General features: G+C 46.8%; 20 protein-coding genes. 8 read left to right on the top strand and 12 right to left on the bottom strand.

The window, feature by feature from the left end; all coding sequences use genetic code 11:
- Window positions 1–1,458: a TrkH family potassium uptake protein gene (locus tag J8Z23_RS00100; RefSeq protein WP_006743175.1), complete on the bottom strand. Its 1,458-nt coding sequence runs from the start codon at window positions 1,456–1,458 to the stop codon at window positions 1–3.
- Between the two features lie 46 nt (window positions 1,459–1,504).
- Window positions 1,505–2,128: a YigZ family protein gene (locus J8Z23_RS00095; protein WP_193448136.1), complete on the bottom strand. Its 624-nt coding sequence runs from the start codon at window positions 2,126–2,128 to the stop codon at window positions 1,505–1,507.
- Between the two features lie 261 nt (window positions 2,129–2,389).
- Between J8Z23_RS00095 and fadB the strand changes: the two genes are divergently transcribed.
- From fadB to acuI, 3 genes are all read left to right on the top strand, one after another.
- On the top strand, window positions 2,390–4,561 hold the full coding sequence (gene fadB / locus J8Z23_RS00090; protein WP_434634360.1) for a fatty acid oxidation complex subunit alpha FadB: 2,172 nt from the start codon (window positions 2,390–2,392) through the stop codon (window positions 4,559–4,561).
- A gap of 14 nt (window positions 4,562–4,575) precedes the next feature.
- On the top strand, window positions 4,576–5,751 hold the full coding sequence (gene fadA / locus J8Z23_RS00085) for an acetyl-CoA C-acyltransferase FadA (protein ID WP_006743176.1): 1,176 nt from the start codon (window positions 4,576–4,578) through the stop codon (window positions 5,749–5,751).
- Window positions 5,752–6,032: 281 nt separating this feature from the next.
- Window positions 6,033–7,013: an acrylyl-CoA reductase (NADPH) gene (acuI, locus tag J8Z23_RS00080; protein ID WP_434634357.1), complete on the top strand. Its 981-nt coding sequence runs from the start codon at window positions 6,033–6,035 to the stop codon at window positions 7,011–7,013.
- A gap of 51 nt (window positions 7,014–7,064) precedes the next feature.
- Here the strand turns inward: acuI and J8Z23_RS00075 are convergent, their stop codons facing one another.
- The gene (locus J8Z23_RS00075; protein ID WP_005378881.1) at window positions 7,065–8,009 is read right to left on the bottom strand and encodes a LysR family transcriptional regulator; all 945 of its coding nucleotides are present in this window, start codon (window positions 8,007–8,009) and stop codon (window positions 7,065–7,067) included.
- 166 nt (window positions 8,010–8,175) lie between these two features.
- Window positions 8,176–8,358: a hypothetical protein gene (locus J8Z23_RS00070; protein ID WP_005394131.1), complete on the bottom strand. Its 183-nt coding sequence runs from the start codon at window positions 8,356–8,358 to the stop codon at window positions 8,176–8,178.
- A 132-nt stretch (window positions 8,359–8,490) separates the two neighbouring features.
- Between J8Z23_RS00070 and tusA the strand changes: the two genes are divergently transcribed.
- Complete coding sequence (gene tusA, locus J8Z23_RS00065; RefSeq protein WP_005394130.1) at window positions 8,491–8,739, top strand: sulfurtransferase TusA; 249 nt, start codon at window positions 8,491–8,493, stop codon at window positions 8,737–8,739.
- Window positions 8,740–8,781: 42 nt separating this feature from the next.
- Here tusA and J8Z23_RS00060 read toward each other — a convergent pair whose 3' ends face one another.
- Both J8Z23_RS00060 and J8Z23_RS00055 read right to left on the bottom strand, forming a co-directional pair.
- Entirely contained in the window at window positions 8,782–9,042 is a 261-nt protein-coding gene (locus J8Z23_RS00060) for a hypothetical protein (RefSeq protein ID WP_031780377.1), read from the bottom strand.
- A gap of 206 nt (window positions 9,043–9,248) precedes the next feature.
- Complete coding sequence (locus J8Z23_RS00055; RefSeq protein ID WP_012841256.1) at window positions 9,249–9,803, bottom strand: TMEM165/GDT1 family protein; 555 nt, start codon at window positions 9,801–9,803, stop codon at window positions 9,249–9,251.
- A gap of 484 nt (window positions 9,804–10,287) precedes the next feature.
- Between J8Z23_RS00055 and glyQ the strand changes: the two genes are divergently transcribed.
- The 4 genes from glyQ to J8Z23_RS00035 all read left to right on the top strand — a co-directional run bounded on the left by glyQ (window position 10,288) and on the right by J8Z23_RS00035 (window position 17,061).
- On the top strand, window positions 10,288–11,205 hold the full coding sequence (glyQ, locus tag J8Z23_RS00050) for a glycine--tRNA ligase subunit alpha (RefSeq protein ID WP_048625586.1): 918 nt from the start codon (window positions 10,288–10,290) through the stop codon (window positions 11,203–11,205).
- Window positions 11,206–11,217: 12 nt separating this feature from the next.
- On the top strand, window positions 11,218–13,284 hold the full coding sequence (gene glyS, locus J8Z23_RS00045; RefSeq protein WP_434634352.1) for a glycine--tRNA ligase subunit beta: 2,067 nt from the start codon (window positions 11,218–11,220) through the stop codon (window positions 13,282–13,284).
- A 217-nt stretch (window positions 13,285–13,501) separates the two neighbouring features.
- Window positions 13,502–15,586 (top strand): alpha-amylase, encoded by a 2,085-nt coding sequence (locus J8Z23_RS00040; RefSeq protein ID WP_434634349.1) that lies wholly within the window; start codon window positions 13,502–13,504, stop codon window positions 15,584–15,586.
- A 221-nt stretch (window positions 15,587–15,807) separates the two neighbouring features.
- On the top strand, window positions 15,808–17,061 hold the full coding sequence (locus J8Z23_RS00035) for a valine--pyruvate transaminase (RefSeq protein ID WP_182034702.1): 1,254 nt from the start codon (window positions 15,808–15,810) through the stop codon (window positions 17,059–17,061).
- 85 nt (window positions 17,062–17,146) lie between these two features.
- Here J8Z23_RS00035 and J8Z23_RS00030 read toward each other — a convergent pair whose 3' ends face one another.
- The 6 genes from J8Z23_RS00030 to dnaA form a co-directional block, all read right to left on the bottom strand.
- Complete coding sequence (locus J8Z23_RS00030; protein ID WP_005458680.1) at window positions 17,147–17,584, bottom strand: Hsp20 family protein; 438 nt, start codon at window positions 17,582–17,584, stop codon at window positions 17,147–17,149.
- Window positions 17,585–18,116: 532 nt separating this feature from the next.
- On the bottom strand, window positions 18,117–18,533 hold the full coding sequence (locus tag J8Z23_RS00025) for a GreA/GreB family elongation factor (protein ID WP_256950213.1): 417 nt from the start codon (window positions 18,531–18,533) through the stop codon (window positions 18,117–18,119).
- Window positions 18,534–18,877: 344 nt separating this feature from the next.
- Window positions 18,878–21,295, bottom strand: a complete 2,418-nt coding sequence (gene gyrB, locus J8Z23_RS00020; protein ID WP_005394109.1) for a DNA topoisomerase (ATP-hydrolyzing) subunit B — start codon at window positions 21,293–21,295, stop codon at window positions 18,878–18,880.
- Between the two features lie 13 nt (window positions 21,296–21,308).
- A complete protein-coding gene (recF, locus tag J8Z23_RS00015) occupies window positions 21,309–22,388 on the bottom strand; it encodes a DNA replication/repair protein RecF (RefSeq protein WP_253645001.1) in 1,080 nt (359 codons plus the stop codon).
- Window positions 22,389–22,397: 9 nt separating this feature from the next.
- Window positions 22,398–23,498 (bottom strand): DNA polymerase III subunit beta, encoded by a 1,101-nt coding sequence (gene dnaN, locus J8Z23_RS00010; RefSeq protein WP_005394106.1) that lies wholly within the window; start codon window positions 23,496–23,498, stop codon window positions 22,398–22,400.
- 63 nt (window positions 23,499–23,561) lie between these two features.
- Window positions 23,562–24,968, bottom strand: a complete 1,407-nt coding sequence (gene dnaA, locus J8Z23_RS00005) for a chromosomal replication initiator protein DnaA (RefSeq protein WP_005378835.1) — start codon at window positions 24,966–24,968, stop codon at window positions 23,562–23,564.
- Window positions 24,969–25,115: the final 147 nt, after the last annotated feature.

Genomic DNA, 25,115 nt, shown 5'->3' with positions numbered 1-25,115 from the left:
TTAGCTACGCCAAAATGTCGGCGTAAGTAGAATAAGTAAGGTAAAGATTTCCAAACGACCAAACAGCATAGAAACTATCAATACCCATTTTGCTTTGTCGTTAACATCACCAAAGTGAAGCGCCACTTCCCCCAGGCCTGGACCGAGGTTGTTCAGAGTTGCAGCCACCGCAGAGAATGCACTGAGCTCGTCCATCCCTGTAGCAATCAAGCCCAACATACAAACCACAAATACCAATGCGTACGCGGAGAAGAAACCCCAAACCGCATCGACAACACGTTGCGGCAGAGCACTACCACCGACTTTGATGGTGTAAACTGCGCGAGGATGGACCAAACGTTTTAGTTCACGCGCACCTTGTAAGGTAAGAAGCAGGATACGAATCACTTTCATGCCGCCGCCTGTTGAACCAGCACAACCACCGATAAAAGAGGAGAACAATAGCAGTACAGGTAAGAAGAGCGGCCAGTCCGCAAAACCTGTCGTTGTAAAGCCCGCTGTTGTCGAAATTGACACGGTTTGGAACAGTGCCTGATCGAAAGCATCGTATGTCGATGTGTAAGAGTGATGTTTCAGTAATAATAGAAAGCAAATGACAAATAGCAGCACTTGAATAAACAAGAAGGCGCGAAACTCAGGATCTTTCCAGTAATACTTGGGATGCACACCACCCGATGCAAATGCAGCAAAGTGCAGTGTGTAGTTACATGCAGATATAAGCAGAAAAACCACGGTAATTAGGTTAATCGCGTAACTATCAAAGTATCCGATGCTGGCATCGTGGGTAGAGAAACCACCAATGGCAATGGTGGAAAAGCTGTGACTGATGGCGTCAAATGGCGTCATACCAGCTAACCAAAAAGCCGATGCACAGGCGATAGTCAGGCTCAAATAGATGTACCAAAGCGCTTTAGCGGTTTCTGCTATGCGCGGCGTCACTTTAGTGTCCTTTACTGGGCCAGGGATCTCAGCGCGGTAAAGCTGCATACCACCAATACCCAACACTGGCAAAATCGCCACCGCTAATACGATGATCCCCATACCGCCGAACCACTGCAGTAACTGTCGATAGAATAGAATTGCTTTAGGTAACTCATCCAAACCAACAATAACGGTCGCCCCAGTCGTCGTGAGAGCAGAAAACGATTCAAAAAACGCATCTGTCACTGAGACGTTCGGGTTGTCAGCTATTAGAAAGGGGATCGAGCCTGCGCTGCCAAGTACTGTCCAGAACAGAACGACAATAAGAAAGCCATCTCGAGCTTTAAGCTCGTGCTTATACCTGCGGTTTGGGTACCAACAAACGGCCCCACAAAACAGCAGAACAAAAAATGTCGTGACAAAAGGCACACCTGCACCATCTCGATAGATCAGCGCAACGAGTGCTGGCGCAAGCATAGTGACACTAAAGAGTGCGAGCAGTAGCCCGACGATTCGAATAATTGAACGAAATTGCATGGATAAATTGACTAGCGAAGCTGTCCCTGTTGCTTCCTGTTTTTCATTATTGTCCGTCTAGCGGAGTGACAATTGCCTTTGCCCCGCTTTTATTGATGATTGCTTGGGTAAACGCGCTCACTTCTCGAAGCTCAATTTCCACCACTAATACGACCTGATCGCTGTATTCAGCCTCGACTTCTACCGCACCAAATTGCGGCATGATTGACTGTGCGATCGGCATAAACCCATAGTCTAACGTTAGTCTGAGCTTTGTGGTTATTTTTTTCTCAATAGTTTGAAGCAGCTTGAGCGCTTGTTGTACTCCACCCCCATACGCTTTAACCAAGCCGCCTGTACCTAACTTGATTCCACCAGAGTATCGCGTGACCACTGCCGTGATTTCCCCCACCCCAGAGCCAGACAGCTGAGCCAGGATCGGTTTGCCTGCAGTTCCGGACGGCTCCCCATCATCACTAAAGCCCCATTTCATTGAATCTTCCGGGCGACCAGCAACAAAGCCCCAACAGTTATGTCTAGCATCAGCGTGTTTAGCTTTGATTTGATCAACAAATGCTTTTGCAGCTTCGATACTTGGCGTGTGTGCCAAATAAGTAATGAAGACGCTCTTTTTAATTTCTTCTTCAAATTGAGCGGGCTCTGCTGGAATCAGATAAGGCTTGTCATTCATAGGATTATGGATTCAGGTCTATTTGCCTGAAGTCTATCACGAGTGTGATTTACCCGTCGCATAAGATCTGCCACAGCGCACAATGTTAAACACTTGTTTAAAAAATGTATTGAAATTAAACAATCCACGATCCAAACTAACTTTACTGGTCAAACCAGAACAAAAATAAAACGACTTCCTCGATACCTATTTGCCGAGGTACACGGCGTCGTTGAAATAGGTATACAGACAATCCACGATTGTATGTCATGGAGATAGACAATGATTTACCAAGCCGAAACCCTACAGGTAAAGGAAATACAAGATGGTATTGCAGAGCTAAGCTTCTGCTCTCCAAAATCCGTCAACAAACTCGACCTAGCGACATTGGAATCGCTAGATAAAGCTCTTGATGCGCTCATTGCCCATCAAGGCCTCAAGGGGTTGTTGCTCACTTCAGATAAAGACGCATTCATTGTAGGCGCAGACATTACCGAGTTTTTAGGTCTGTTTGCTAAAACGGATGCCGAGCTCGACCAATGGCTGCAATTTGCTAATAGCATCTTTAACAAATTAGAAGACTTACCCGTTCCGACCATCTCAGTGATCAAAGGCCACGCTCTTGGTGGCGGTTGTGAATGTGTACTAGCAACAGACATGCGTATTGGTGACAAAACCACCAGCATCGGCCTACCAGAAACGAAACTGGGAATCATGCCAGGCTTTGGTGGTTGTGTACGCTTACCTCGCGTTATTGGCGCAGACAGCGCAATGGAAATCATCACCCAAGGCAAAGCATGCCGAGCTGATGAAGCATTGAAAATTGGCTTACTCGATGCTGTTGTAGAGACTGATGCTTTATACGAATCAGCACTACAAACTCTTAACTCTGCAATTAACGAGAAACTTGACTGGCAAGCACGCCGAGCACAGAAAACATCTCCGCTAACGCTGAGTAAGCTTGAATCAATGATGAGCTTCACCATGGCGAAGGGTCTGGTGGCACAGAAAGCCGGTCCTCACTACCCTGCCCCAATGACAGCCGTTATCACGATTGAAGAAGGTGCTCGCTTTGCACGTAATGAAGCGTTAGACATTGAACGTAAGCACTTCGTGAAATTGGCTAAATCGGAAGAAGCAAAATCACTGGTTGGCCTATTCCTTAACGATCAATACATTAAAGGCATTGCGAAAAAAGCGGCGAAGTCAGCAAGTAAAGACACGCAACGTGCAGCCGTATTAGGTGCAGGTATCATGGGTGGCGGCATTGCTTACCAATCTGCGCTAAAAGGTGTGCCTGTCTTAATGAAAGACATCGCACAAGCGTCGCTCGACCTAGGCATGACTGAAGCATCTAAGCTGCTGAATAAACGCTTATCTCGCGGTCGCATTGATGGCTTTAAGATGGCGGGTATTTTAGCGTCTATCACACCAAGCCTACATTACGAAGGCATCGAAGAATCAGATGTGATTGTTGAAGCTGTCGTTGAAAACCCGAAAGTAAAAGCAGCAGTTTTGAGTGAAGTTGAATCCCATGTCGGTGACGACACCGTTATCACCTCAAACACCTCGACGATTCCTATCAACCTATTGGCAAAATCACTAAAACGCCCAGAAAACTTCTGTGGTATGCACTTCTTCAACCCAGTGCATCGTATGCCTCTTGTTGAGATCATCCGTGGTGAGCACACCTCTGATGAAACCATAAATCGTGTTGTGGCGTATGCTGCGAAAATGGGCAAATCACCAATTGTCGTCAATGACTGCCCAGGGTTCTTCGTTAACCGCGTATTGTTCCCATACTTTGGCGGCTTCAGCATGCTACTTCGTGATGGTGCTGACTTTACGAAAATCGACAAAGTCATGGAGCGTAAGTTTGGCTGGCCGATGGGACCGGCGTACTTGCTTGACGTAGTCGGCATTGATACCGCGCACCACGCACAAGCTGTGATGGCTGACGGTTTTCCTGAGCGTATGGGTAAACAAGGTCGTGATGCGATTGATGCACTATTCGAAGCAGACAAATATGGTCAGAAAAATGGTAATGGCTTCTACAGCTACACCATAGATAAAAAAGGTAAGCCGAAGAAAACCTTCTCAGAAGCGATCTTACCAGTACTTGCCGACGTTTGTGCCGATAAGCATGACTTTGACGATGAGACCATCATTCAACGTATGATGATTCCAATGATCAACGAAGTTGTGCTGTGCCTTCAAGAAGGCATCATCGCTACTCCGCAGGAAGCAGACATGGCATTGGTTTATGGTCTTGGTTTCCCTCCATTCCGCGGTGGCGTATTCCGCTATCTAGACAGCGTGGGTATTGCTGAATACGTTGAAATGGCAAAACAACACGCCGAGCTAGGTGCGATGTACCAAGTACCGCAAATGCTGATTGATATGGCGGCGAAAGGTGAAAGCTTTTACGGTGCACAACAGCAAGGTTCTATCTAAGGAGGGATTCTAAAATGACTAATCAAACAAGAAATGTTGTCGTAGTCGATTGTCTACGTACTCCAATGGGTCGCTCTAAAGGTGGTGCTTTCCGTCATACACGAGCAGAAGATCTATCTGCGCGTCTAATGAAAGGCATTCTTGCACGTAACCCACAAGTGAACCCAAGCGAGATTGAAGACATCTACTGGGGTTGTGTACAGCAAACACTAGAGCAAGGCTTTAACGTTGCACGTAATGCCGCGCTACTCGCGGGCCTGCCGATTGAAATTGGCGCTGTGACGGTTAACCGTTTGTGTGGCTCATCCATGCAAGCGCTGCATGACGGTACACGTGCGATCATGACTGGCGATGCTGAAATCTGCCTAATTGGTGGCGTTGAGCACATGGGGCATGTGCCAATGAACCACGGTGTAGACTTTCACCCTGGTATGTCAAAGAACGTAGCAAAAGCTGCGGGCATGATGGGCTTAACGGCTGAAATGCTTGGTAAATTACATGGCATTAGCCGTGAGCAACAAGACGAGTTTGCCGCGCGCTCTCACGCTCGTGCGCACGCAGCAACCGTAGAGGGTCGCTTTAAAAACGAAATCCTACCAATTGAAGGCCATGCGGCTGACGGTACACTGTTTACTCTCGACTATGATGAAGTGATTCGTCCTGAAACATCCGTTGAAGGTCTATCTCAACTTCGCCCAGTGTTCGACCCTGCAAACGGTACAGTAACAGCCGGTACTTCATCGGCGCTGTCCGATGGTGCATCAGCGATGTTGATCATGAGTGAAGAGAAAGCCAATGAGCTTGGCTTGAAGATTCGTGCACGTATTAAAGGCATGGCCATTGCGGGCTGCGATCCTTCTATTATGGGTTACGGTCCTGTACCTGCGACGAAAAAAGCGCTCAAGCGTGCCGGTCTTTCAATTGAAGACATGGATGTGGTTGAGCTAAACGAAGCATTTGCGGCGCAGTCTCTGCCGTGTGCTAAAGACTTAGGTCTGCTTGATGTGATGGATGAGAAGGTCAACCTTAACGGTGGTGCGATAGCATTGGGTCATCCACTAGGCTGTTCTGGTTCACGCATCTCAACAACATTGATCAACCTAATGGAAGCGAAAGATGCGAAATATGGTCTAGCCACCATGTGTATCGGTTTGGGTCAGGGTATAGCGACCGTATTTGAGAGGCCTTAACGCTTGGGGTGAAGTAGGCTCAAAACGACGATGGTCGTAGTGATCTACTCAACAACCAGAATGAAATGAATAAATACTAAAATAATTTAGTATTACACTTAAGGGCGACATCAGATGTCGCCCTTTGTTTTACGCCAAACACAGTAAATATGCATACAAAGCATACATTAAATGAGTAACTTTCATTTTATTCATAGATAGAGAAGACATAGACTTATAGACAGTTAATATCTTGCTGTATGTGGCAACTGAGTCACGCTAACGCAATTTCGGAGAACCTTATGTTTAATGCTCTAGTTCTAAACCAAGAAGACAAACGCACTATCGCTAGTATCGAGCAAATCGATGAAACACAACTGCCGGAAGGCGACGTTCTGGTTGAGGTCGATTACTCATCGTTGAATTACAAAGATGGTTTGGCGATCACAGGTAAAGGTAAAATCATCCGTAACTTCCCGATGGTACCTGGCATTGATCTAGCAGGTACGATTGTAAGTTCTGAAGATTCGCGTTACCAAGCTGGTGATAAAGTGGTCTTAACTGGCTGGGGCGTGGGTGAAAACCATTGGGGTGGCATGGCTCAACGTGCTCGTCTAAAAGCGGATTGGCTCGTGCCACTACCAAAAGGTCTAGACAGCAAGAAAGCAATGATGGTTGGTACTGCTGGCTTCACTGGTATGCTATGTGTTCAAGCACTGCTTGATGCAGGCATCAAACCTGAAGCTGGTGAAATCCTAGTAACGGGCGCAAGTGGCGGCGTAGGCTCGGTTGCAGTAACGCTCCTAGCACAGCTTGGCTACAAAGTTGCTGCAGTGACAGGACGTGTAGAGACAAACGGCCCGCTACTTGAAAAACTAGGTGCTAGCCGCATCATCGACCGCACTGAATTTGAAGAACCAGCACGTCCACTTGAAAAGCAAGTATGGGCAGGTGCGGTAGATACCGTCGGCAGCAAAGTACTAGCAAAAGTATTGGCGCAAATGGATTACAACAGTGCAGTCGCCGCTTGTGGTCTTGCAGGTGGTTTTGATCTACCAACTACAGTGATGCCGTTCATCCTACGTAACGTTCGTCTACAAGGTGTGGACTCAGTAATGTGTCCAACAGAGAAACGCATCGCAGCATGGGAAAAACTGGTTGAACTACTACCAGACAGCTATTTCGAGCAAGCGTGTACTGAAGTAGAACTAGCAGAAGCACCAAAATACGCAGAAGACATCACCAACGGTCAAGTAACGGGTCGTGTGGTTATCAAGCTATAAACACTGACTCAGCGTAAACAGACGAAGAGCCGGCATTGCTGGCTCTTTTTGTTAGCAGTTTAGTCCCATATCTTCGATACGCTTAGCTATTAGACGGCTACATTCTTCACGCACAATCGTTCTTAACCATTCTTGAGCAGGAGAATGCTCGCAACGCGCATGCCAAATCATCGAGTATTCAAATGGAGTAAATTGGAATGGTAATGGTTTCACCACCAAGTCATAACGCTCGGCAACCAGATACGCCAAGTCCGCTGGCACTGTGATGATAATTGGCAAGGTATCCATGATCGCCAATGCGGCTTCTAAATGATAAGCCCGCAGAACCATTTTACGCTTAGGTTTCTCCATCAAAGCTTGTTCGATCAGTGCCTTAACACCATCACTGATGGCGATCATGGCATGTGGATGACTCAGATAATCATCCAAGCTCATTTCTTTATCCGCTAATGGATGCTGTTTTGAAAGCATACACAGCACCCCCACTCGCCCCAACACTTCACTGCGTAGCGGCTCCACCGGACCTGTCGGGCGACAAATCGCTAAGTCTGCCCCTTCATAAGTCAACTGATCGGATAAACGGTCATGCTGCAAAGGCAAAAAGTTAAACGACACATTCGGCGCTTCTTGGTAAATTCTCGGCAAAGCGAACGGTAAGATCGTTTGCATGGCATAGTCGGTGGTCACGATGTTGAAAGTCTGTACGCATTGCAATGGGTCAAACTCAACCGGAGATAACAACTGACGTAAAGACTCTAATGGCTCGCCTAGTGAGCGATCGATCTCTAACGCTTTCTGAGTTGGGATCAAATGCTGCCCCTGACGAGTAAACAGCGGGTCTCCCAATAAGTCACGCAGACGACCAAGCACACGACTCATTGCTGATTGACTCAAATTCAGACGTGTTGCCGCCTTACTGACACTGTTTTCTTCTATCAGTACTCGCAACGCAACCAGTAAATTTAAATCTCGGCGATAGATGTCTTCCAGTTCCACGAATTAGCCACTTATTTTGTATGTGTTTGGGTAAATTGTACTCTTCAGGCAAAAAAAATCCCGCCTTTCAGCGGGGAAGCCCAAGAAAAATGGGGATAGTGTCGGAATGAAGTGTCGGTAAAAATAGGTGAGCGTTATTAAAGTATTCTGATCGAAGCAAAAAGCGCTAATTTTCTTGCTCAGATGCACCTGACCATTTGCGCATCTCGATCCAAATCCCAATAATAGTGGCAACCATGCCTACAAGAGGCATCAAAGAGGTGTCAGCTGGCGTTCTGAGTACCAAAGCACAAAACGAGATAAAACAAAGTACGGAGTAAATCGTAAGTCTGTCTAACGCTGTTAACATTGCCTCTCCCTTGCTAGTTGTTACCAAATTGTTAATTTAAGGTAAAACAAAAATTCCGTTTGCCAAGTGGTTATTGAATATTTTTTCAACGAACGTAGAATTCACCGCTAAGTTAGTTACGAGAATCACACTATGAGCTTTAATCCTGAACTGGCAACAAAGACATTAGAGGCGGAAGGACTGCGCTGCCCAGAGCCAGTGATGATGGTCAGGAAGACAATTCGCAACATGCAAGATGGTGAGATTTTGCTGGTCAAAGCAGATGACCCATCCACGACTCGAGACATTCCGAGTTTCTGCCGTTTTATGGATCACCAATTAATTGCAGCACAAACGGAGCAAGTTCCGTATCAGTACCTGATCAAGAAAGGATTGGAATAATCTGGTCGAATTAAAAACGGCAGCCGATTGGCTGCCGTTTGTTTATTCATCGTATTCGAGTGTGCGAACTTCTGATTGGAGCTTGTTGAGTTGTTTTTTCATTGCCCGCATCTCTTCATGCATAGGAATGATGTGGGCTACGCGAATCCACGCCTCTACTGTTAATCCAGTAAGAACGAACGATCCTGCCACAATCGGCAACCACATATCAGTCAGTACCATCGCTAACAAGCACAGCGCCAAACCAAAGGTGAATAAATAACTCTGACTCTTTGGGGTCATCCCCATGTAACGTGTAAGCATAAACTTGCCCTCTCGCTATCATTCACACCATTAAACTACCATGACAAGTATGACACTAATATGTCATCCGTCACGCTACGGAGCGATTTTAAGTCAGAGTTTGAGCTACGCCACTAATTCGCTAGTTATTGATTATTTGCATCATTTTAACGATTGTTCGCGGATAACATTTTCCATTTTCAGGCTGCGTTATCCGCCTAAAAATATTAAAAGAAGGCCGCACCAATCGCCAACAACACGAACAAAATAGCGGTGACTTTACGAATCAACCCCAGGGGCATCTTGTCTGCTGAAAGCTTACCAATTAACACCACAGGCACGTTAGCCAACAACATACCAATGGTCGTGCCAAGTATGACCCAACTCAGCGCATCCGCGTATTGCGCCCCTAAGATGGAAGTGGCGATCTGAGTTTTATCACCAATCTCAGCCACAAAGAAAGCAATAAAGCTGGCAATGAAAGGACCTCGGTTTGAAATCTGTTCGTCATCATCCAACTTATCAGGAATCAACACCCAAGCCGCCATCGCGACAAAACTGACCACCAGCACCCACTTTAAAATATCAGGTGATAAATAATCAGCGACAACCACACCTAACCATGCAGCCAAAGCGTGGTTGGCAATGGTTGCCAAAAAGATTGCTGCAATAATTGGGATTGGTTTGCGGTAACGACTTGCGAGTAATAGAGATAGCAATTGGGTCTTATCGCCAATTTCTGCTAACGCTACAGTAGTAATTGAAATAGCTAAAACGCTCACGACATGCTCATTGGGGCAGGGATTATTATATTTAACCAAAGACAAACCTCACGCCCCTACCCCGGTTCGTGATGATTTGTCTAAGGTCTTGCTAAACTTGAAAGGCTTCAAGTCTCGAACGCCATGGTGATTTTGCACCAATTATGTTGACGGACGAACCAGATGAAACAGAAACTTCATCAGGTAAGCTACTCCCCAAAGACAGGCGCAATTCTAGCCACCTTTGTTGCGCTTCTCAAGAGCCAAAGCAGGCAAAAACTCCCTTTTAAGAAAAATACAGCAGATAACGCGGTAAAAATTCATTAAAGGAGAAAATCGCCCACGAATTAATCAAGATTAGCTCTACTCCCATGCTCAATATCTGGTTATACTAGATTGTTAATTTATTCAACCGTAATTACTCTTTATCGCCGTTGTTAGAGTTGAAAAACTCGGCATAGATGACGAATTAACGAGTAACAAGAGAATCGCGCGAACCTGACTTATGCAAAAATACGATATCAAAACCTTCCAGGGAATGATCCTCGCGCTGCAGGATTATTGGGCTCAAAATGGTTGTACCATTGTTCAACCGCTAGATATGGAAGTGGGTGCGGGTACCTCTCACCCAATGACCTGTCTACGAGCGCTTGGCCCAGAGCCAATGTCGACAGCTTACGTACAACCTTCACGTCGTCCTACTGATGGCCGTTACGGTGAAAACCCTAACCGTCTTCAGCACTACTACCAATTCCAAGTAGCGCTAAAACCATCGCCTGACAATATTCAAGAGTTGTACCTTGGCTCCCTTGAAGTTCTTGGTATTGACCCTCTTGTACACGACATCCGTTTCGTAGAAGACAACTGGGAAAACCCAACACTAGGCGCATGGGGTCTGGGCTGGGAAGTTTGGCTAAACGGCATGGAAGTGACTCAGTTTACTTACTTCCAGCAAGTTGGTGGTCTTGAGTGTAAACCAGTCACTGGTGAGATCACTTACGGTATCGAACGTCTAGCAATGTACATCCAAGAAGTAGACTCGGTTTACGACCTCGTTTGGAACATCGCACCAGACGGCAGCAAAGTGACTTACGGTGATATCTTCCACCAAAACGAAGTAGAGCAATCGACTTACAACTTCGAGCACGCAGACGTTGAATTCCTATTTGGTTTCTTCGAGCAATGTGAGAAAGAGTGTAAAGAGTTGCTTGAGCTTGAAAAGCCACTGCCACTACCTGCTTACGAGCGCATTCTAAAAGCTGGTCACGCATTCAACCTACTAGACGCGCGTAAAGCGATCTCAGTAACTGAGCGTCAGCGTTACATCTTGCGCATTCGCGATCTGACTAAGTCAGTAGCAGAAGCATACTACGCATCGCGTGAAGCTCTTGGCTTCCCAATGTGTAAGAAAGAACAAGCGTAAGGGGTAGAGAACATGGCAAAAGAATTTCTAATTGAGCTAGGTACAGAAGAGCTACCACCAACGCAACTTCGTACGCTAGCTGAAGCATTCGCAGCAAACTTCGAAGCAGAACTAAAAAGCGCTGAGCTTGCTCACGAAGGCGTGAAATGGTTTGCGGCTCCTCGTCGTCTTGCACTTAAAGTCGCGGCACTAGCAGAAAGCCAATCAGACAAAATCGTTGAAAAACGTGGCCCTGCGGTTTCTGCAGCGTTTGACGCGGAAGGCAACCCAACCAAAGCGGCTCAAGGCTGGGCACGCGGTTGTGGCATCACGGTTGACCAAGCAGAGCGCATGGTTACAGACAAAGGTGAGTGGCTACTGTTCAAACAAGAAGTGAAAGGTCAGCCAACGTCTGAGATCGTAGTTGAACTTGCAGCGAAAGCACTAGCAAACCTACCTATCGCAAAACCAATGCGCTGGGGTAACAAAACAACTCAGTTCATCCGTCCAGTTAAGACGCTAACCATGCTAATGGGCAGCGACCTAATCGAAGGCGAGATCCTTGGTGTTGCTTCTGACCGCACTATCCGTGGTCACCGCTTCATGGGTGAACAAGAGTTCACTATCGATTCTGCTGAGCAATACCCTGCAATCCTAGAAGAGCGCGGTAAAGTTATGGCAGATTACGAAGCACGTAAAGCCATCATCCTAGCTGACGCACAAAAAGCGGCAGCCGAAGTTGGCGGTATCGCTGATCTAGAAGATGATCTAGTAGAAGAAGTTACGTCTCTGGTTGAATGGCCAGTAGTACTTACAGCGAAGTTCGAAGAAGAGTTCCTAAAAGTGCCTTCTGAAGCGTTGGTTTACACCATGAAAGGTGACCAGAAGTACTTCCCTGTTTATGACGAAAACAAGAAGCTACTACCTAACTTCATCTTCGTATCGAACATCGAATCAAAAGAACCTCGTTACGTAATCGAAGGTAACGAGAAAGTGGTTCGTCCTCGTCTTGCTGACGCAGAGTTCTTCTTCAACACAGACCGTAAGCGTCCGCTTATCGACCGTCTTCCTGAACTAGAGCAAGCGATCTTCCAAAAGCAACTGGGTACGATCAAAGACAAAACAGACCGCATCACTGAACTTGCTGGCTACATCGCAGAACAAATCGGGGCTGACGTTGAGAAATCAAAGCGTGCTGGTCTACTAGCAAAATGTGACCTAATGACCTCTATGGTATTCGAATTTACGGATACTCAAGGTGTCATGGGCATGCACTACGCGCGCCACGATGGTGAAGCAGAAGAAGTTGCAGTAGCACTGAACGAGCAATACATGCCTCGTTTCGCTGGTGATGAACTGCCATCAAACGGCGTTTCAACAGCAGTTGCAATGGCAGACAAGCTAGACACTATCGTAGGTATCTTCGGTATTGGTCAAGCACCTAAAGGCAGCGATCCATTCGCATTACGCCGCGCATCTCTGGGTGTACTACGTATCATCGTTGAATATGGCTACAACCTAGATCTTGTTGACCTAGTAGCGAAAGCGAAGTCACTGTTTGGCGACCGCCTAACCAACGACAACGTTGAACAAGACGTTATCGAGTTCATGCTTGGTCGTTTCCGTGCTTGGTACCAAGACGAAGGCTTCAGCGTAGACATCATTCAAGCGGTACTGGCTCGTCGTCCGACTAAACCAGCAGACTTTGACCAACGTGTTAAAGCGGTTTCTCACTTCCGTGAACTGGAAGCGGCAGAGTCTCTAGCAGCAGCGAACAAACGTGTTGGTAACATCCTAGCGAAATTCGACGGCGAACTTGCAGAAGAAATTGACCTAGCATTGCTACAAGAAGACGCAGAGAAAGCGCTAGCAGAAAGCGTTGAAGTCATGACTGAAGCACTAGAGCCTGCATTTGCGACCGGTAACTACCAAGAAGCCCTAAGCAAGCTAGCAGATCTACGTGAGCCAGTAGATGCATTCTTCGATAACGTAATGGTAATGGCAGACGACGAAGCACTTAAGAAGAACCGTCTGACATTGCTGAACAACCTGCGTAACCTGTTCTTACAGGTCGCAGATATCTCTGTCCTTCAAAAGTAATTCATTACTCTTCGAAGTGATTAAGAAATAAGTAAAAGGGAAGCAAATGCTTCCCTTTTTTGTTGTCTTCAAACTGATGAAGGTGACGCTTATTATTCATTTTGTGAACAAGGCAAAAATTTGTAGGGTGAGACACGTTTAACTTGTTGGTGCAGAGCTCGGATTGTAGAGGCTCGGTTTTGCTATAACTGGACTGTTTATTCGGGGGAAGGACACAATGAAAAAAACAATTCTCGCACTCTCTATTGGACTATTGAGCGCCTGCAGCCAAATTCCAGAAAATGCTATCGTACTGAGCGTTGGAGACGATACAGCCGTCTTCGAACCAAACTCTAACGGCTTACTTGTCGCCGAGCAAAAACTCGAAAAAGGCAGCTACACCTTTACCATTGCCGACAGCAACCAAACCTGCGGCAGCAGCTTTGCTTTGGCAGAAGAAAGCCGCATCAAATTCAATCGTCCATTAAAAATGGATAATTGCGCCACAGATGCCCAAATGCCGCTGCGCATCTTCAAAGCCAACACCTATCAGTTTACGCTCAACCCAACTACTAACGAGCTAACTGTTAGGCTCAAACCCAAACAGAACCAAGACATCACCTACTCTTGCCCTGTCGCAACTGACGCGCCAAAAACCATCAACGTTGAGCAAACCTTTAATGATGGCACAGTCGTTCGTGATGCCTTAACCGGACAAGAAGCCACAGTCACCAATGGCAGCGTCACCATGCAGCCGGGTCCTATGAGCCAAGGTCTATTGCTGCTAGAAGAAGTTGAACAGCAAGCCGATAAACCGTTCAGCTGGGATAACGCGACGGTGTACTTCGTCATGACTGACCGCTTCTATAACGGCAACCCAGACAACGACAACAGCTACGGTCGCAGCAAAGACGGGAAATACGAGATTGGTACCTTCCATGGTGGTGACTTAGCGGGTCTGACGAAAAAACTCGATTACATCGAATCACTTGGTGTGAATGCTATCTGGATAACCTCACCACTGGAACAAATCCATGGCTGGGTTGGCGGCGGCGATAAAGGCGACTTTAAACACTACGGCTACCACGGCTACTACCATCAAGATTGGACCAAGCTTGATGCCAACATGGGTACCGAAGATGAACTCAGAACCTTCGTCGATACTGCCCACAAGAAAGGCATCCGCGTGATTTGGGATGTGGTCATGAACCACACTGGCTACGCAACATTAGCAGACATGCAGGAATTCGGATTTGGTCAGCTTTACCTTGATGACCAAGAAGCCAAAGAAGTCCTTGGTGAAAAATGGACCGACTGGCAGCCAAAATCAGGACAAAGCTGGCACAGCTTCAACGACTACATCAAATACAGTGATAGCGAAGCGTGGGATAAATGGTGGGGCAAAGATTGGATCCGCACCGACATTGGTGACTATGATGCACCAGGCTACAACGACATCACCATGTCTTTGAACTACCTACCGGATCTCAAAACCGAATCGACTCAGAAAACCGGATTACCAAACTTCTTCCGCAATAAAGACACCAATGCGCAAGATGAGCTGCAAACCCCACGTGAACACCTGATTACCTGGTTATCCGATTGGGTGCGCGACTACGGCATTGATGGCTTCCGCGTCGACACTGCTAAACACGTAGAAATGGAAGCATGGGCAGAGCTGAAAGCCAGCACCACTCAAGCGCTTGCCCAGTGGAAACAAAACAACCCAGACAAAGCCTTGGATGACCTACCTTTCTGGATGACGGGTGAAGTATGGGCGCACAGCGTGGTGAAAAGCCCGTATTTCGATAACGGCTTCGATTCCATCATCAACTTCGAGTTCCAATCTGATGTAGCACCAAAAGCGCTGAAATGCTTTGCGCAACTCGATAGCGATTATCGCCGCTACGCGGAACGTATTAACTCCGATCCTGAGTTCAACGTGTTGAGTTACCTGTCTTCGCACGATACTCAACTGTTTTGGTCGGCACGCAGCCGCAGCTTCGATGACCAAGCACGCGCTGCCAATGCACTAATGCTGGCTCCGGGTGCAGTCCAAATCTACTACGGCGATGAGATTGCTCGTGACTTTGGCGTGACTGGCTCCGATCCTACTCAAGGTACTCGCTCTGATATGCCATGGGATAAGATTCATGGCAAGCGAGAAGGTCTACTGCAACATTGGCAAAAGTTGGGCGAATTCCGTAAACGCCACCCAGCGGTTGCGCAAGGCAAACACATCACTCGCAATCAAGAAGGGTATTACGCGTTCGAGCGCCAATACCACGACGACAAAGTGCTGATCGTCTACACTGGCGAATAGCCGATTCACTCCACCAGCAAGGGAAGCATTTCGCTTCCCTTTTTTATTCACTGCTCATATCCCCATCATCTGGTCTGATGACAAACTTTTTTCTTCTTCGAGTAAATTCACACTTTGCGTCGTAATAACATTAGGGTAAGGTCAAGTATTACTCTATAAGCTGATGTTTCATCAGCATTCAATACACATAAGCAATCACAATGAATTAGGTATCAGTCAGCATGCAGTTCTCAAAGTTTGGTGAAAAATTTAATCAGTATTCAGGTATCACGCAGTTAATGGACGATTTGAATGATGGTCTACGCACACCAGGTGCCATCATGCTCGGTGGAGGCAACCCAGCCGCCATTCCTGCCATGCTCGATTACTTTCACCAAGCCAGTGAGGAAATGCTCGCCAGTGGCGAACTCGTCGCCGCACTCGCCAACTACGATGGGCCGCAGGGTAAAGATGCGTTCGTGAAAGCGCTGGCTCAGTTATTCCGTGAAACTTACGGTTGGGAGATTTCAGAGAAGAACATCAGCCTAACTAACGGCAGCCAAAGTGGCTTCTTCTACTTGTTCAACTTACTCGCAGGTAAACAGCCTGACGGTTCGCATAAGAAGGTGCTACTGCCTATCGCGCCTGAGTACATCGGCTATGGTGATGCTGGCATTGATGAAGATATTTTTGTCTCTTACCACCCAGAAATCGAGCTGTTAGATAACGGATTGTTTAAATACCACGTCGATTTTGAACAGCTAACCGTCGACGATTCTGTTGCGGCAATATGCGCATCTCGCCCAACCAACCCAACGGGTAACGTACTGACAGACGAAGAAGTGCGTAAACTGGACAAACTCGCACGTGAAAACAACATCCCACTGATCATCGATAACGCCTACGGCTTGCCGTTCCCGAACATCATCTTTGAAGATGTCGAACCGTTCTGGAATGAAAACACCATCTTGTGCATGAGCCTATCCAAACTTGGCTTGCCTGGCGTGCGTTGCGGGATTGTGATTGCGAGTGAAGAAATCACTCAAGCGTTAACCAATATGAACGGCATCATCAGCCTAGCACCAGGCAGTGTGGGTCCAGCGCTGGCAAACCACATCATCGCTAAAGGCGACCTGCTTAAACTGAGTTCAGAGGTGATTAAGCCGTTTTACAAGCAGAAGTCGCAACGTGCGGTTGAACTGCTGCAAGAAGCGATTACCGATGAGCGCTTCCGTATTCACAAACCTGAAGGGGCGATCTTCTTGTGGTTATGGTTTGATGAGCTGCCAATTACGACAATGGAGTTGTACCAACGCTTGAAAGCGCGTGGCGTATTGATTGTTCCGGGTGAGTACTTCTTTATTGGTCAGAAAGACGAGTGGGACCATGCTCATCAGTGCTTACGCATGAACTACGTTCAAGACGATGAGATGATGCAGAAAGGGATTGCGATTATCGCGGAAGAAGTTGAAAAGGCTTACCAGCAAGGTCTGTAATACGAAGCAATCGCTTCGGCTACTCCAATTAAAAAGAGCGCCAACTGGCGCTCTTTCTCACTCTATAAGGCAAATAACTTGCTGATTAGTTGCTTTCTAGCAGGTTGTTGCCACCGATAGCAATTTTACGTGGTTGCATTGCTTCTGGGATTTCACGAACCAAATCAATATGTAATAAGCCGTTTTCCATTGATGCGCCAGTCACTTTTACATAATCCGCTAACTGGAATTTACGTTCAAAGTCGCGCTCAGCAATGCCTTGGTACACGTAATTTTTGCCTTCTTCTGCTTTGCGTTCGCCCTTCACAATCAACATGTTTTCGTTTTGAGTCAGATCGAGTTGGTCTTCAGAGAAGCCAGCAACTGCCATAGTAATACGGTAGTTATGCTCGTCTTTTTGCTCAATGTTGTACGGAGGGTAACCGCCAGAAGTATTTTTCGCGGTATTCGCTTCCATCAGGTTTAGCAGACGATCAAAGCCAATTGCATTACGGTATAGTGGTGAGAAATCTACGTTACGCATAAATCTATCCTCTTAATTAAGCAATAGTCTTAGCTCAGATGACCTTCATCTCACAGGCGTGTTTATGCAAAAACCAACGCCGAGCTAAGAGATTTTTATCATTCCGCAGGCCATCATTTGGCTCGGAGACATGATAGGAAATCTAAAGGTTTAAGTTGTGTGCTAAAACGCCATATCCTCTTTTGAGCGATCTCGTTTTAGCGATTCCAGAGGGCAGTCTTCTAGTCTCTAGCAAGCCAGTCATCCTCTTCACAACTAGATATAAGGTCGTCAAAAATGACTTTCAAGGGAAAAAATAAAAAATTTTAAGTACGCTCGTTATCTCCCCAGAAAGGTCAGTTTACCCTCGCTTTGCGATCGGTATTAAAAAGCCCACCTTTCTGGTGGGCTCAATCTGCACTCTACTTGCGGGAGGATTTACGCGCTTTTACAACGCTCTTTTCTGCCGCTTTTTCCTGTTTTAACTTACGCTTTTCTTTCAGACTCAACTGCGGTTGTTTTTTGTCTTTCTTACTCATGGCTTCACCTCTATTTATTGGCACAACAGACAACCACACAGCATTTTCTGAGCTGGTGGCTGCGATTGATGAACAATTTCAGTAATCACAAAGCAGCGTCGCTGATTAAAAATTTCCACTTCGAGCGCATCATTTTTAGCTCGACCTAACAATCGAGACCCCAAATAAGAATCGACCGCGAGCATACATGTCATCGGTTGTCCCTTGCGCGAGCTGACTAACGTCATGCGATATTGATAGGCGCGTTCAACATCCACTAAGCGAACCGTGTCCCCAACCGCAATACGAGCTCGGTTACGGCAATGGGCCTGTTGCTCGCAGGTTTCAAATAGCGATAACAACCTTAGTGGTGATTGATAGGTTAAAAAGCGACTGGTTAACCACCAAGTTCGCAGCGCCAAACAGTACGCCGAGAACCAGCGTTCAAACATGATTATTTCCTTCTTAATGCCTTGTTTTACAAATAAATTCAGTGCATTGAACCGGAAGTGCATCACCTCCGGCTTAGTTCAGGAAAGTCATCACCATTTTCTCAACCTCCTTATTCATCAGCTCTTCAGCACTATAGCGAGCAGAAAAAAGAAAGCAAAAGTGCCCAAGCGAACAAAATGGCGAGAAAAAAAGAAAACAGAAATAAAATGGCAAGCTTGATCAGGTTATTGGCAGTTAGCACCAGAAAAACCAAAGTCTTGGCAGAAAGTGGCGATTTTCATTGGTGGTTAAAACAAAAAAGCAGCGATTTCTCGCTGCTTTTTTCTATTAAGACAAGTTGTCGTTACACGTCTAAGTTCGCTACTTTCAGTGCGTTCTCTTCGATGAAGTTACGACGAGGTTCTACTTGGTCACCCATCAGTGTTGTGAACAATTGGTCTGCGCCTACCGCATCCTCAATCGTTACTTGCATCATGCGACGCGTTTCTGGGTCCATAGTCGTTTCCCACAGCTGATCTGGGTTCATCTCACCTAGACCTTTGTAACGCTGACGACTCAGACCACGCATTGACTCTTTAACCAACCAATCAAGCGCTTCTGCAAAGCTTGCTACTGGCATCGTACGTTCACCACGTTTGATGTACGCGCCTTCTTCCAGAAGCCCATCCAGTGCTTCTGATAGATCAGCCAATTTGCCGTACTCTTTCGAGTTTAGGAAATCGATGCTAATTGCATGTTCGTGCGTCACACCGTGAGTACGAACCACGATCTTAGGCAAGTTTAAGCCTAGTTCTTCGTGCTGTTCAACTTCGTAGCTGTATTGGCTAGCGCCCACTTCTTTCGCATTCAGCTGCTCAATAAGCTGCTTCGTCCACGCTTCAACAACTGATGCGTCATGGCATTGCTCAGGCGTTAGACGAGGAGTGTAAATCAGCTCGTTTACCAAAGCACTTGGGTAACGACGGCTCATACGTTCCGCCAGTTTAATACCCGCATTGTACTGTTGAACAAGCTTCTCTAATGCTTCACCTGCCAATGCTGGTGCTTCTGCGTTTACGTGTAGCGATGCATTATCCAGAGCCAATGATACTTGGTATTGGTTCATCGCTTCTTCGTCTTTGATGTACTGCTCTTGTTTGCCTTTTTTCACTTTGTAAAGTGGTGGCTGAGCGATGTACACGTAACCACGCTCGATAAGCTCTGGCATTTGACGGTAGAAGAAGGTCAATAGTAGCGTACGAATGTGCGAACCATCGACATCGGCATCGGTCATGATGATGATGTTGTGGTAACGCAGCTTGTCCGGGTTGTACTCGTCACGACCGATACCACAACCAAGTGCAGTGATCAGAGTAGCCACTTCTTGCGAAGACAGCATCTTGTCGAAACGTGCTTTTTCTACGTTAAGAATCTTACCTTTTAGCGGTAGGATTGCTTGGTTCTTACGGTTACGGCCTTGTTTTGCGGAGCCGCCTGCCGAATCACCCTCCACTATGTATAGTTCAGAGAGTGCCGGATCTTTTTCCTGACAGTCTGCAAGTTTACCTGGAAGGCCAGCTAGGTCTAGTGCACCTTTACGGCGCGTCATTTCACGAGCTTTACGCGCAGCTTCACGTGCACGTGCTGCATCGATGATTTTCGAACAAACCATCTTCGCTTCTGTCGGGTTCTCAATCAGGAACTCAGACAGTTTTTCACCCATTGCAGACTCAACAGCTGATTTCACTTCAGAAGAAACCAGTTTGTCTTTTGTTTGGCTTGAAAACTTAGGATCAGGCACTTTCACCGAAACAACCGCAGTTAGACCTTCACGCGCATCGTCGCCTGAAGTCGCTGTTTTTGCTTTCTTAGAGAAACCTTCTTTATCCATAAAGCTGTTCAATGTACGTGTTAACGCAGCACGGAAACCAGCAAGGTGAGTACCACCATCACGCTGTGGGATATTGTTGGTAAAACAGAAGATGTTCTCTTGGAAACCATCGTTCCATTGCATCGCCACTTCAACTGAAATGCCGTCTTCACGCTCTGAGTTAAAGTGGAAGATTTTTTCGATGATTGGCGTTTTGTTGGTGTTTAGGTGATCAACGAACGCTTGAATACCACCTTCATACATGAAGTGATCATGTTTGTCCGCTTCACGCTCATCAACCAATTTGATCGATACACCAGAGTTCAGGAATGACAGTTCACGCAGGCGTTTCGCCAGAATGTCATAGTGGAACTCAGTGTTAGAGAACGTCTCGGCACTTGGCCAGAAACGAATTTGTGTACCGGTTTTATCCGTATCACCCACAACGGCTAGTGGCGCTTGAGGCTCACCATGGCGGTAGGTTTGCGTATGGATATGGCCACCACGATGAATCGTCAGCTCAACTTTCTCAGATAGCGCGTTTACCACTGAAACACCTACCCCGTGAAGACCACCCGATACTTTGTATGAGTTATCGTCGAACTTACCACCCGCGTGAAGTACCGTCATGATTACTTCTGCTGCAGAGACATTTTCCTCTGAGTGGATTTCTGTTGGAATGCCACGACCATCATCGCTAACGGAAACCGAGTTATCCTCATGAATTGTCACAACGATGTCTTTACAGTGACCTGCCAACGCTTCATCAATTGAGTTATCCACCACCTCGAAAACCATGTGGTGAAGGCCGGTGCCGTCGTCCGTATCGCCGATGTACATTCCTGGACGCTTACGTACCGCATCCAGACCCTTCAGTACCTTAATACTCGATGAATCGTAATTTTCAGACATGAGTTTCTCTCTTCTAGTTTGACTCTATCCTGCCATGTTCCACATGAAACAATTTACCGTTATCGTCCAACATATCGGCGATTTGGCTTTCAGTGATAGAGCTTACAAATACTTGTGCGCCCGTCTCTTTTAAGCAGTCAGCAAGACGCTTGCGACGTTGGCTATCTAATTCCGACGCGAAGTCATCAATTAGGTAAATGCATTGTTTACCGGTCATCTCTGTCAGGTGTTGCCCTTGCGCGACACGCAATGCACACACCATGAGTTTTAATTGACCGCGTGACAGAACATCTTCAACGGGCGTTCCGTTCACTTTAATGCGCAAATCAGCTTTGTTTGGGCCACTAAAGGTGTATCCCAATGCCTGATCACGCTCAAAATTCTTTTCTAGTATCTCGTGGTATGGGGTGTCTTTATCCCAGCCACGATAATACTTCAATTGGATCTCAAATTCTGGCAAAAATGTCTGACAGATAATTTCTGCGACGGTTTTCATCTGCTCGATGTAACTTGCTCGCCATTGGCTGATGCTTTCAGCCAATCCTGCCATTTCCTGATCCCAATAACTGAGCTCACGATAACTATTGGCGGTTTTCAACAACGCGTTGCGCTGCTTGTTCAGGCGTTTGAACCTTCCCCATGCTTGATAAAAAGCGGGCTCGGTATGAAACACGCCCCAATCAATAAACGCACGACGATGTTTAGGGCCATCTGTCAGTAAATCAAACCCTTCTGGGTGTATCAACTGCAGAGGCAGAACTTGTGCCAACTGCGCTAATTTTTGTCCAGATTGACCGCCTATTTTAACCTCTGTTGAGCCATCACGCTGCTTATTAATGCCGATAGGTAGCTCAAATTGATCCGAGTTCAAAAAACGACCATGAACAAACAGTTCATCACACTCATTTTGTATCACTCGTCCGGTGAGAGAGCTCTTGAATGAGCGGCCATGCCCAAGCAGGTAAACCGCTTCTAAGACACTGGTTTTACCGCTGCCGTTCGGCCCGATAAGAAAGTTAAAGCCTGCTGATAACTCAATATCACAGGCTTTAATGTTTCGAAACTGCTGAATGATGAGACGAGAAAGAGGCATTCAGTTGGCTTATAGACGAATTGGCATCACCACGTACATGGCACTGTCATCGTCGGCATTTTCAATCAATGCGCTAGCGTTAGCATCCGACATCGACACACGTACATTTTCACAACGCAACGTGTTCAGAACATCAAGCACATAGCTTACGTTAAAGCCGATTTCGATGGCGTCACCTTCAAAGGTTACATCAAGCATCTCTTCCGCTTCTTCTTGTTCTGGGTTATTCGCGGTTATGCGCATTTCAGTATCAGCCAGATTCACACGCACGCCACGGAATTTTTCGTTGGAAAGAATCGCAGCACGAGAAAAGGCTTGGCGCAACTCGTCACAACTTGCTATTAGGGTCTTATTGGTGCTCTGAGGCAATACGCGGCGGTAGTCAGGGAAACGACCATCAACCAACTTAGAGGTAAAAGTAAAGTTATTCACCTCAGCACGAACATTGGAGCTACCGATCTGAAGTACTACGGGCTGCTCTGGCGCATCCATCAACTTCACTAATTCTTGCACACCTTTGCGTGGCACGATGATTTGCTTCTGCGCAAAGTCTGCACCTAGCTGAGTTTGCGATACCGCCATACGGTGGCCGTCCGTCGCCACGCTGCGTAGCGTGGTGCCGTCAATTTCAAACAACATGCCGTTGAGGTAGTAACGAACGTCTTGATTCGCCATCGAGAACTGAGTTTTGTCGATCAGCGTACGTAGATCGGCTTGGCTCAGTGATACTTCCACTTCACTTTGCCAATCTTCAATATTAGGGAAATCGTTCGCAGGAAGCGTTGCCAATGAGAAACGGCTGCGACCAGAGCGAACTTGTACGCGATCACCTTCTAATACAAATGTGATGATCGCATCGTCCGGTAAACCACGGCAGATATCGAGAAACTTACGCGAAGGAACGGTAATGCTGCCCGCTTCAAAATCACCTTCTAGCGTCACTTTGCTTACTAACTCTACTTCAAGATCGGTTGCCGTCATCGACAATACGTTCTCTTCTACTTTAAGAAGTAGGTTACCCAGGATTGGCAGAGTTGGTCGGCCACCTAAAGCGCCCGAAACCTGCTGTAGCGGTTTGATTAAATGACTACGTTCAATGGTAAATTTCATGCTTGGCTCTTTACGCTGTCAGCTCAATAAATGATTTGCTTAGAATACCGTTATTCTAACCGATTACGAGGACAGGGTGCGAATCAAGTTAGAGTAATCTTCTTTAATATCGTGGCTCTCTTCACGCAGCTGCTCAATCTTGCGACACGCATGAAGTACGGTCGTATGATCGCGGCCCCCAAACGCATCGCCAATTTCAGGCAAGCTGTGGTTGGTTAGCTCTTTTGCTAACGCCATGGCCAGCTGACGAGGACGCGCTACAGAACGAGAGCGACGCTTAGACAGCAAGTCCGCCACTTTAATCTTGTAGTATTCCGCCACGGTCTTTTGAATGTTATCGATCGTCACCAGCTTCTCTTGCAGAGCAAGCAGATCGCGCAGCGCTTCACGAACAAAATCAATCGTAATTGGACGACCAGTAAAGTTCGCGTTCGCGATAACACGGTTCAGTGCACCTTCTAGCTCACGAACGTTCGAACGCAGACGCTTGGCAATGAAGAATGCCACTTCATCAGCAAGGTGGATTTGGTGATCTTCGGCTTTTTTCATCAAGATCGCCACACGCGTTTCAAGCTCTGGCGGCTCGATCGCAACAGTAAGACCCCAACCAAAGCGAGATTTAAGACGATCTTCAACGCCATTAATTTCTTTAGGATAACGGTCAGACGTTAGAATGATCTGCTGGTTACCTTCCAATAGTGCGTTGAAGGTATGGAAGAATTCTTCTTGCGAACGTTCTTTATTAGCAAAGAATTGAATGTCATCGATAAGGAGCGCATCCACGCTGCGGTAGTAGCGTTTGAATTCTTCAATCGCATTGTTTTGCAGCGCTTTCACCATGTCTTGCACAAAACGTTCTGAGTGCATGTAAACCACTTTCGCGTTCGGGTTGTTATCCACAATCGCGTTACCCACCGCATGCAATAAGTGGGTTTTACCCAAGCCCGTGCCGCCGTATAAGAATAGTGGGTTGTAAGCTGCACCTGGGTTATCCGATACCTGACGCGCCGCAGCCAAACCCAGTTGGTTCGACTTACCTTCAACAAAGTTGTCGAACTTGTGTTTTGGATTCATGTTTGAGCGGTGATTGATCGCCGCAATCGCTTGAGCGTCGTCATCCCAAGTTTTGTGTACTGGCTTACGCGCCTGTAATTGCGCAGGTGCAGATGACTCCGCAGCCACATCTGCAGGCGTACGTGTCGGCGCTGGTTTTGGAGCAGAGACAGGTCGGCTCCCCACTTCAAAGCGTAAGTTAGGAATGTCGCCACCACAGTATTCCTGCAGTAAGCGAGTAATATTGTTCAGATACTTATCACGCACCCAGTCCAACACAAAGCGGTTTGGCGCGAATAGAGTGAGAGTATTGTCATTGAGCTCCGCTTGTAGCGGACGAACCCACATGCTGAATTCTGTAGCTGGTAGCTCTTCTTGAAGCTGCTGCAAACATTGCAGCCAAAGCGAAGATGACACGGTGCCCCCACTGAGTAATTGAATTATCGGAAAAGACTGGCAATTTTACCTGTTGATAACCAAGATCGCCAGCGATTGATCGACGATCCAGTGAATAAGATCCAAGTTATTCACAATTATTTCTGCAAACTTGATGAGATCAACACA

Origin of the sequence: Vibrio sp. SCSIO 43086, assembly GCF_051132235.1 — a bacterium.
Lineage (GTDB): Bacteria > Pseudomonadota > Gammaproteobacteria > Enterobacterales > Vibrionaceae > Vibrio > Vibrio diabolicus.
This window is presented reverse-complemented; position numbering and strand designations above follow the sequence as displayed.

What these genes read in the sequence shown, in the direction of transcription:
- J8Z23_RS00035 (WP_182034702.1), top strand. Translation starts at nt 15,808, where the DNA reads ATGCAGTTCTCAAAGTTTGGTGAAAAATTTAATCAGTATTCAGGTATC.
- J8Z23_RS00095 (WP_193448136.1), bottom strand. Translation starts at nt 2,128, where the DNA reads ATGAATGACAAGCCTTATCTGATTCCAGCAGAGCCCGCTCAATTTGAA.
- gyrB (WP_005394109.1), bottom strand. Translation starts at nt 21,295, where the DNA reads ATGTCTGAAAATTACGATTCATCGAGTATTAAGGTACTGAAGGGTCTG.
- J8Z23_RS00040 (WP_434634349.1), top strand. Translation starts at nt 13,502, where the DNA reads ATGAAAAAAACAATTCTCGCACTCTCTATTGGACTATTGAGCGCCTGC.
- glyS (WP_434634352.1), top strand. Translation starts at nt 11,218, where the DNA reads ATGGCAAAAGAATTTCTAATTGAGCTAGGTACAGAAGAGCTACCACCA.
- J8Z23_RS00100 (WP_006743175.1), bottom strand. Translation starts at nt 1,458, where the DNA reads ATGCAATTTCGTTCAATTATTCGAATCGTCGGGCTACTGCTCGCACTC.
- fadB (WP_434634360.1), top strand. Translation starts at nt 2,390, where the DNA reads ATGATTTACCAAGCCGAAACCCTACAGGTAAAGGAAATACAAGATGGT.
- J8Z23_RS00030 (WP_005458680.1), bottom strand. Translation starts at nt 17,584, where the DNA reads ATGCGTAACGTAGATTTCTCACCACTATACCGTAATGCAATTGGCTTT.
- J8Z23_RS00070 (WP_005394131.1), bottom strand. Translation starts at nt 8,358, where the DNA reads ATGTTAACAGCGTTAGACAGACTTACGATTTACTCCGTACTTTGTTTT.
- recF (WP_253645001.1), bottom strand. Translation starts at nt 22,388, where the DNA reads ATGCCTCTTTCTCGTCTCATCATTCAGCAGTTTCGAAACATTAAAGCC.
- acuI (WP_434634357.1), top strand. Translation starts at nt 6,033, where the DNA reads ATGTTTAATGCTCTAGTTCTAAACCAAGAAGACAAACGCACTATCGCT.
- dnaN (WP_005394106.1), bottom strand. Translation starts at nt 23,498, where the DNA reads ATGAAATTTACCATTGAACGTAGTCATTTAATCAAACCGCTACAGCAG.
- fadA (WP_006743176.1), top strand. Translation starts at nt 4,576, where the DNA reads ATGACTAATCAAACAAGAAATGTTGTCGTAGTCGATTGTCTACGTACT.
- glyQ (WP_048625586.1), top strand. Translation starts at nt 10,288, where the DNA reads ATGCAAAAATACGATATCAAAACCTTCCAGGGAATGATCCTCGCGCTG.
- tusA (WP_005394130.1), top strand. Translation starts at nt 8,491, where the DNA reads ATGAGCTTTAATCCTGAACTGGCAACAAAGACATTAGAGGCGGAAGGA.
- J8Z23_RS00025 (WP_256950213.1), bottom strand. Translation starts at nt 18,533, where the DNA reads ATGTTTGAACGCTGGTTCTCGGCGTACTGTTTGGCGCTGCGAACTTGG.
- J8Z23_RS00060 (WP_031780377.1), bottom strand. Translation starts at nt 9,042, where the DNA reads ATGCTTACACGTTACATGGGGATGACCCCAAAGAGTCAGAGTTATTTA.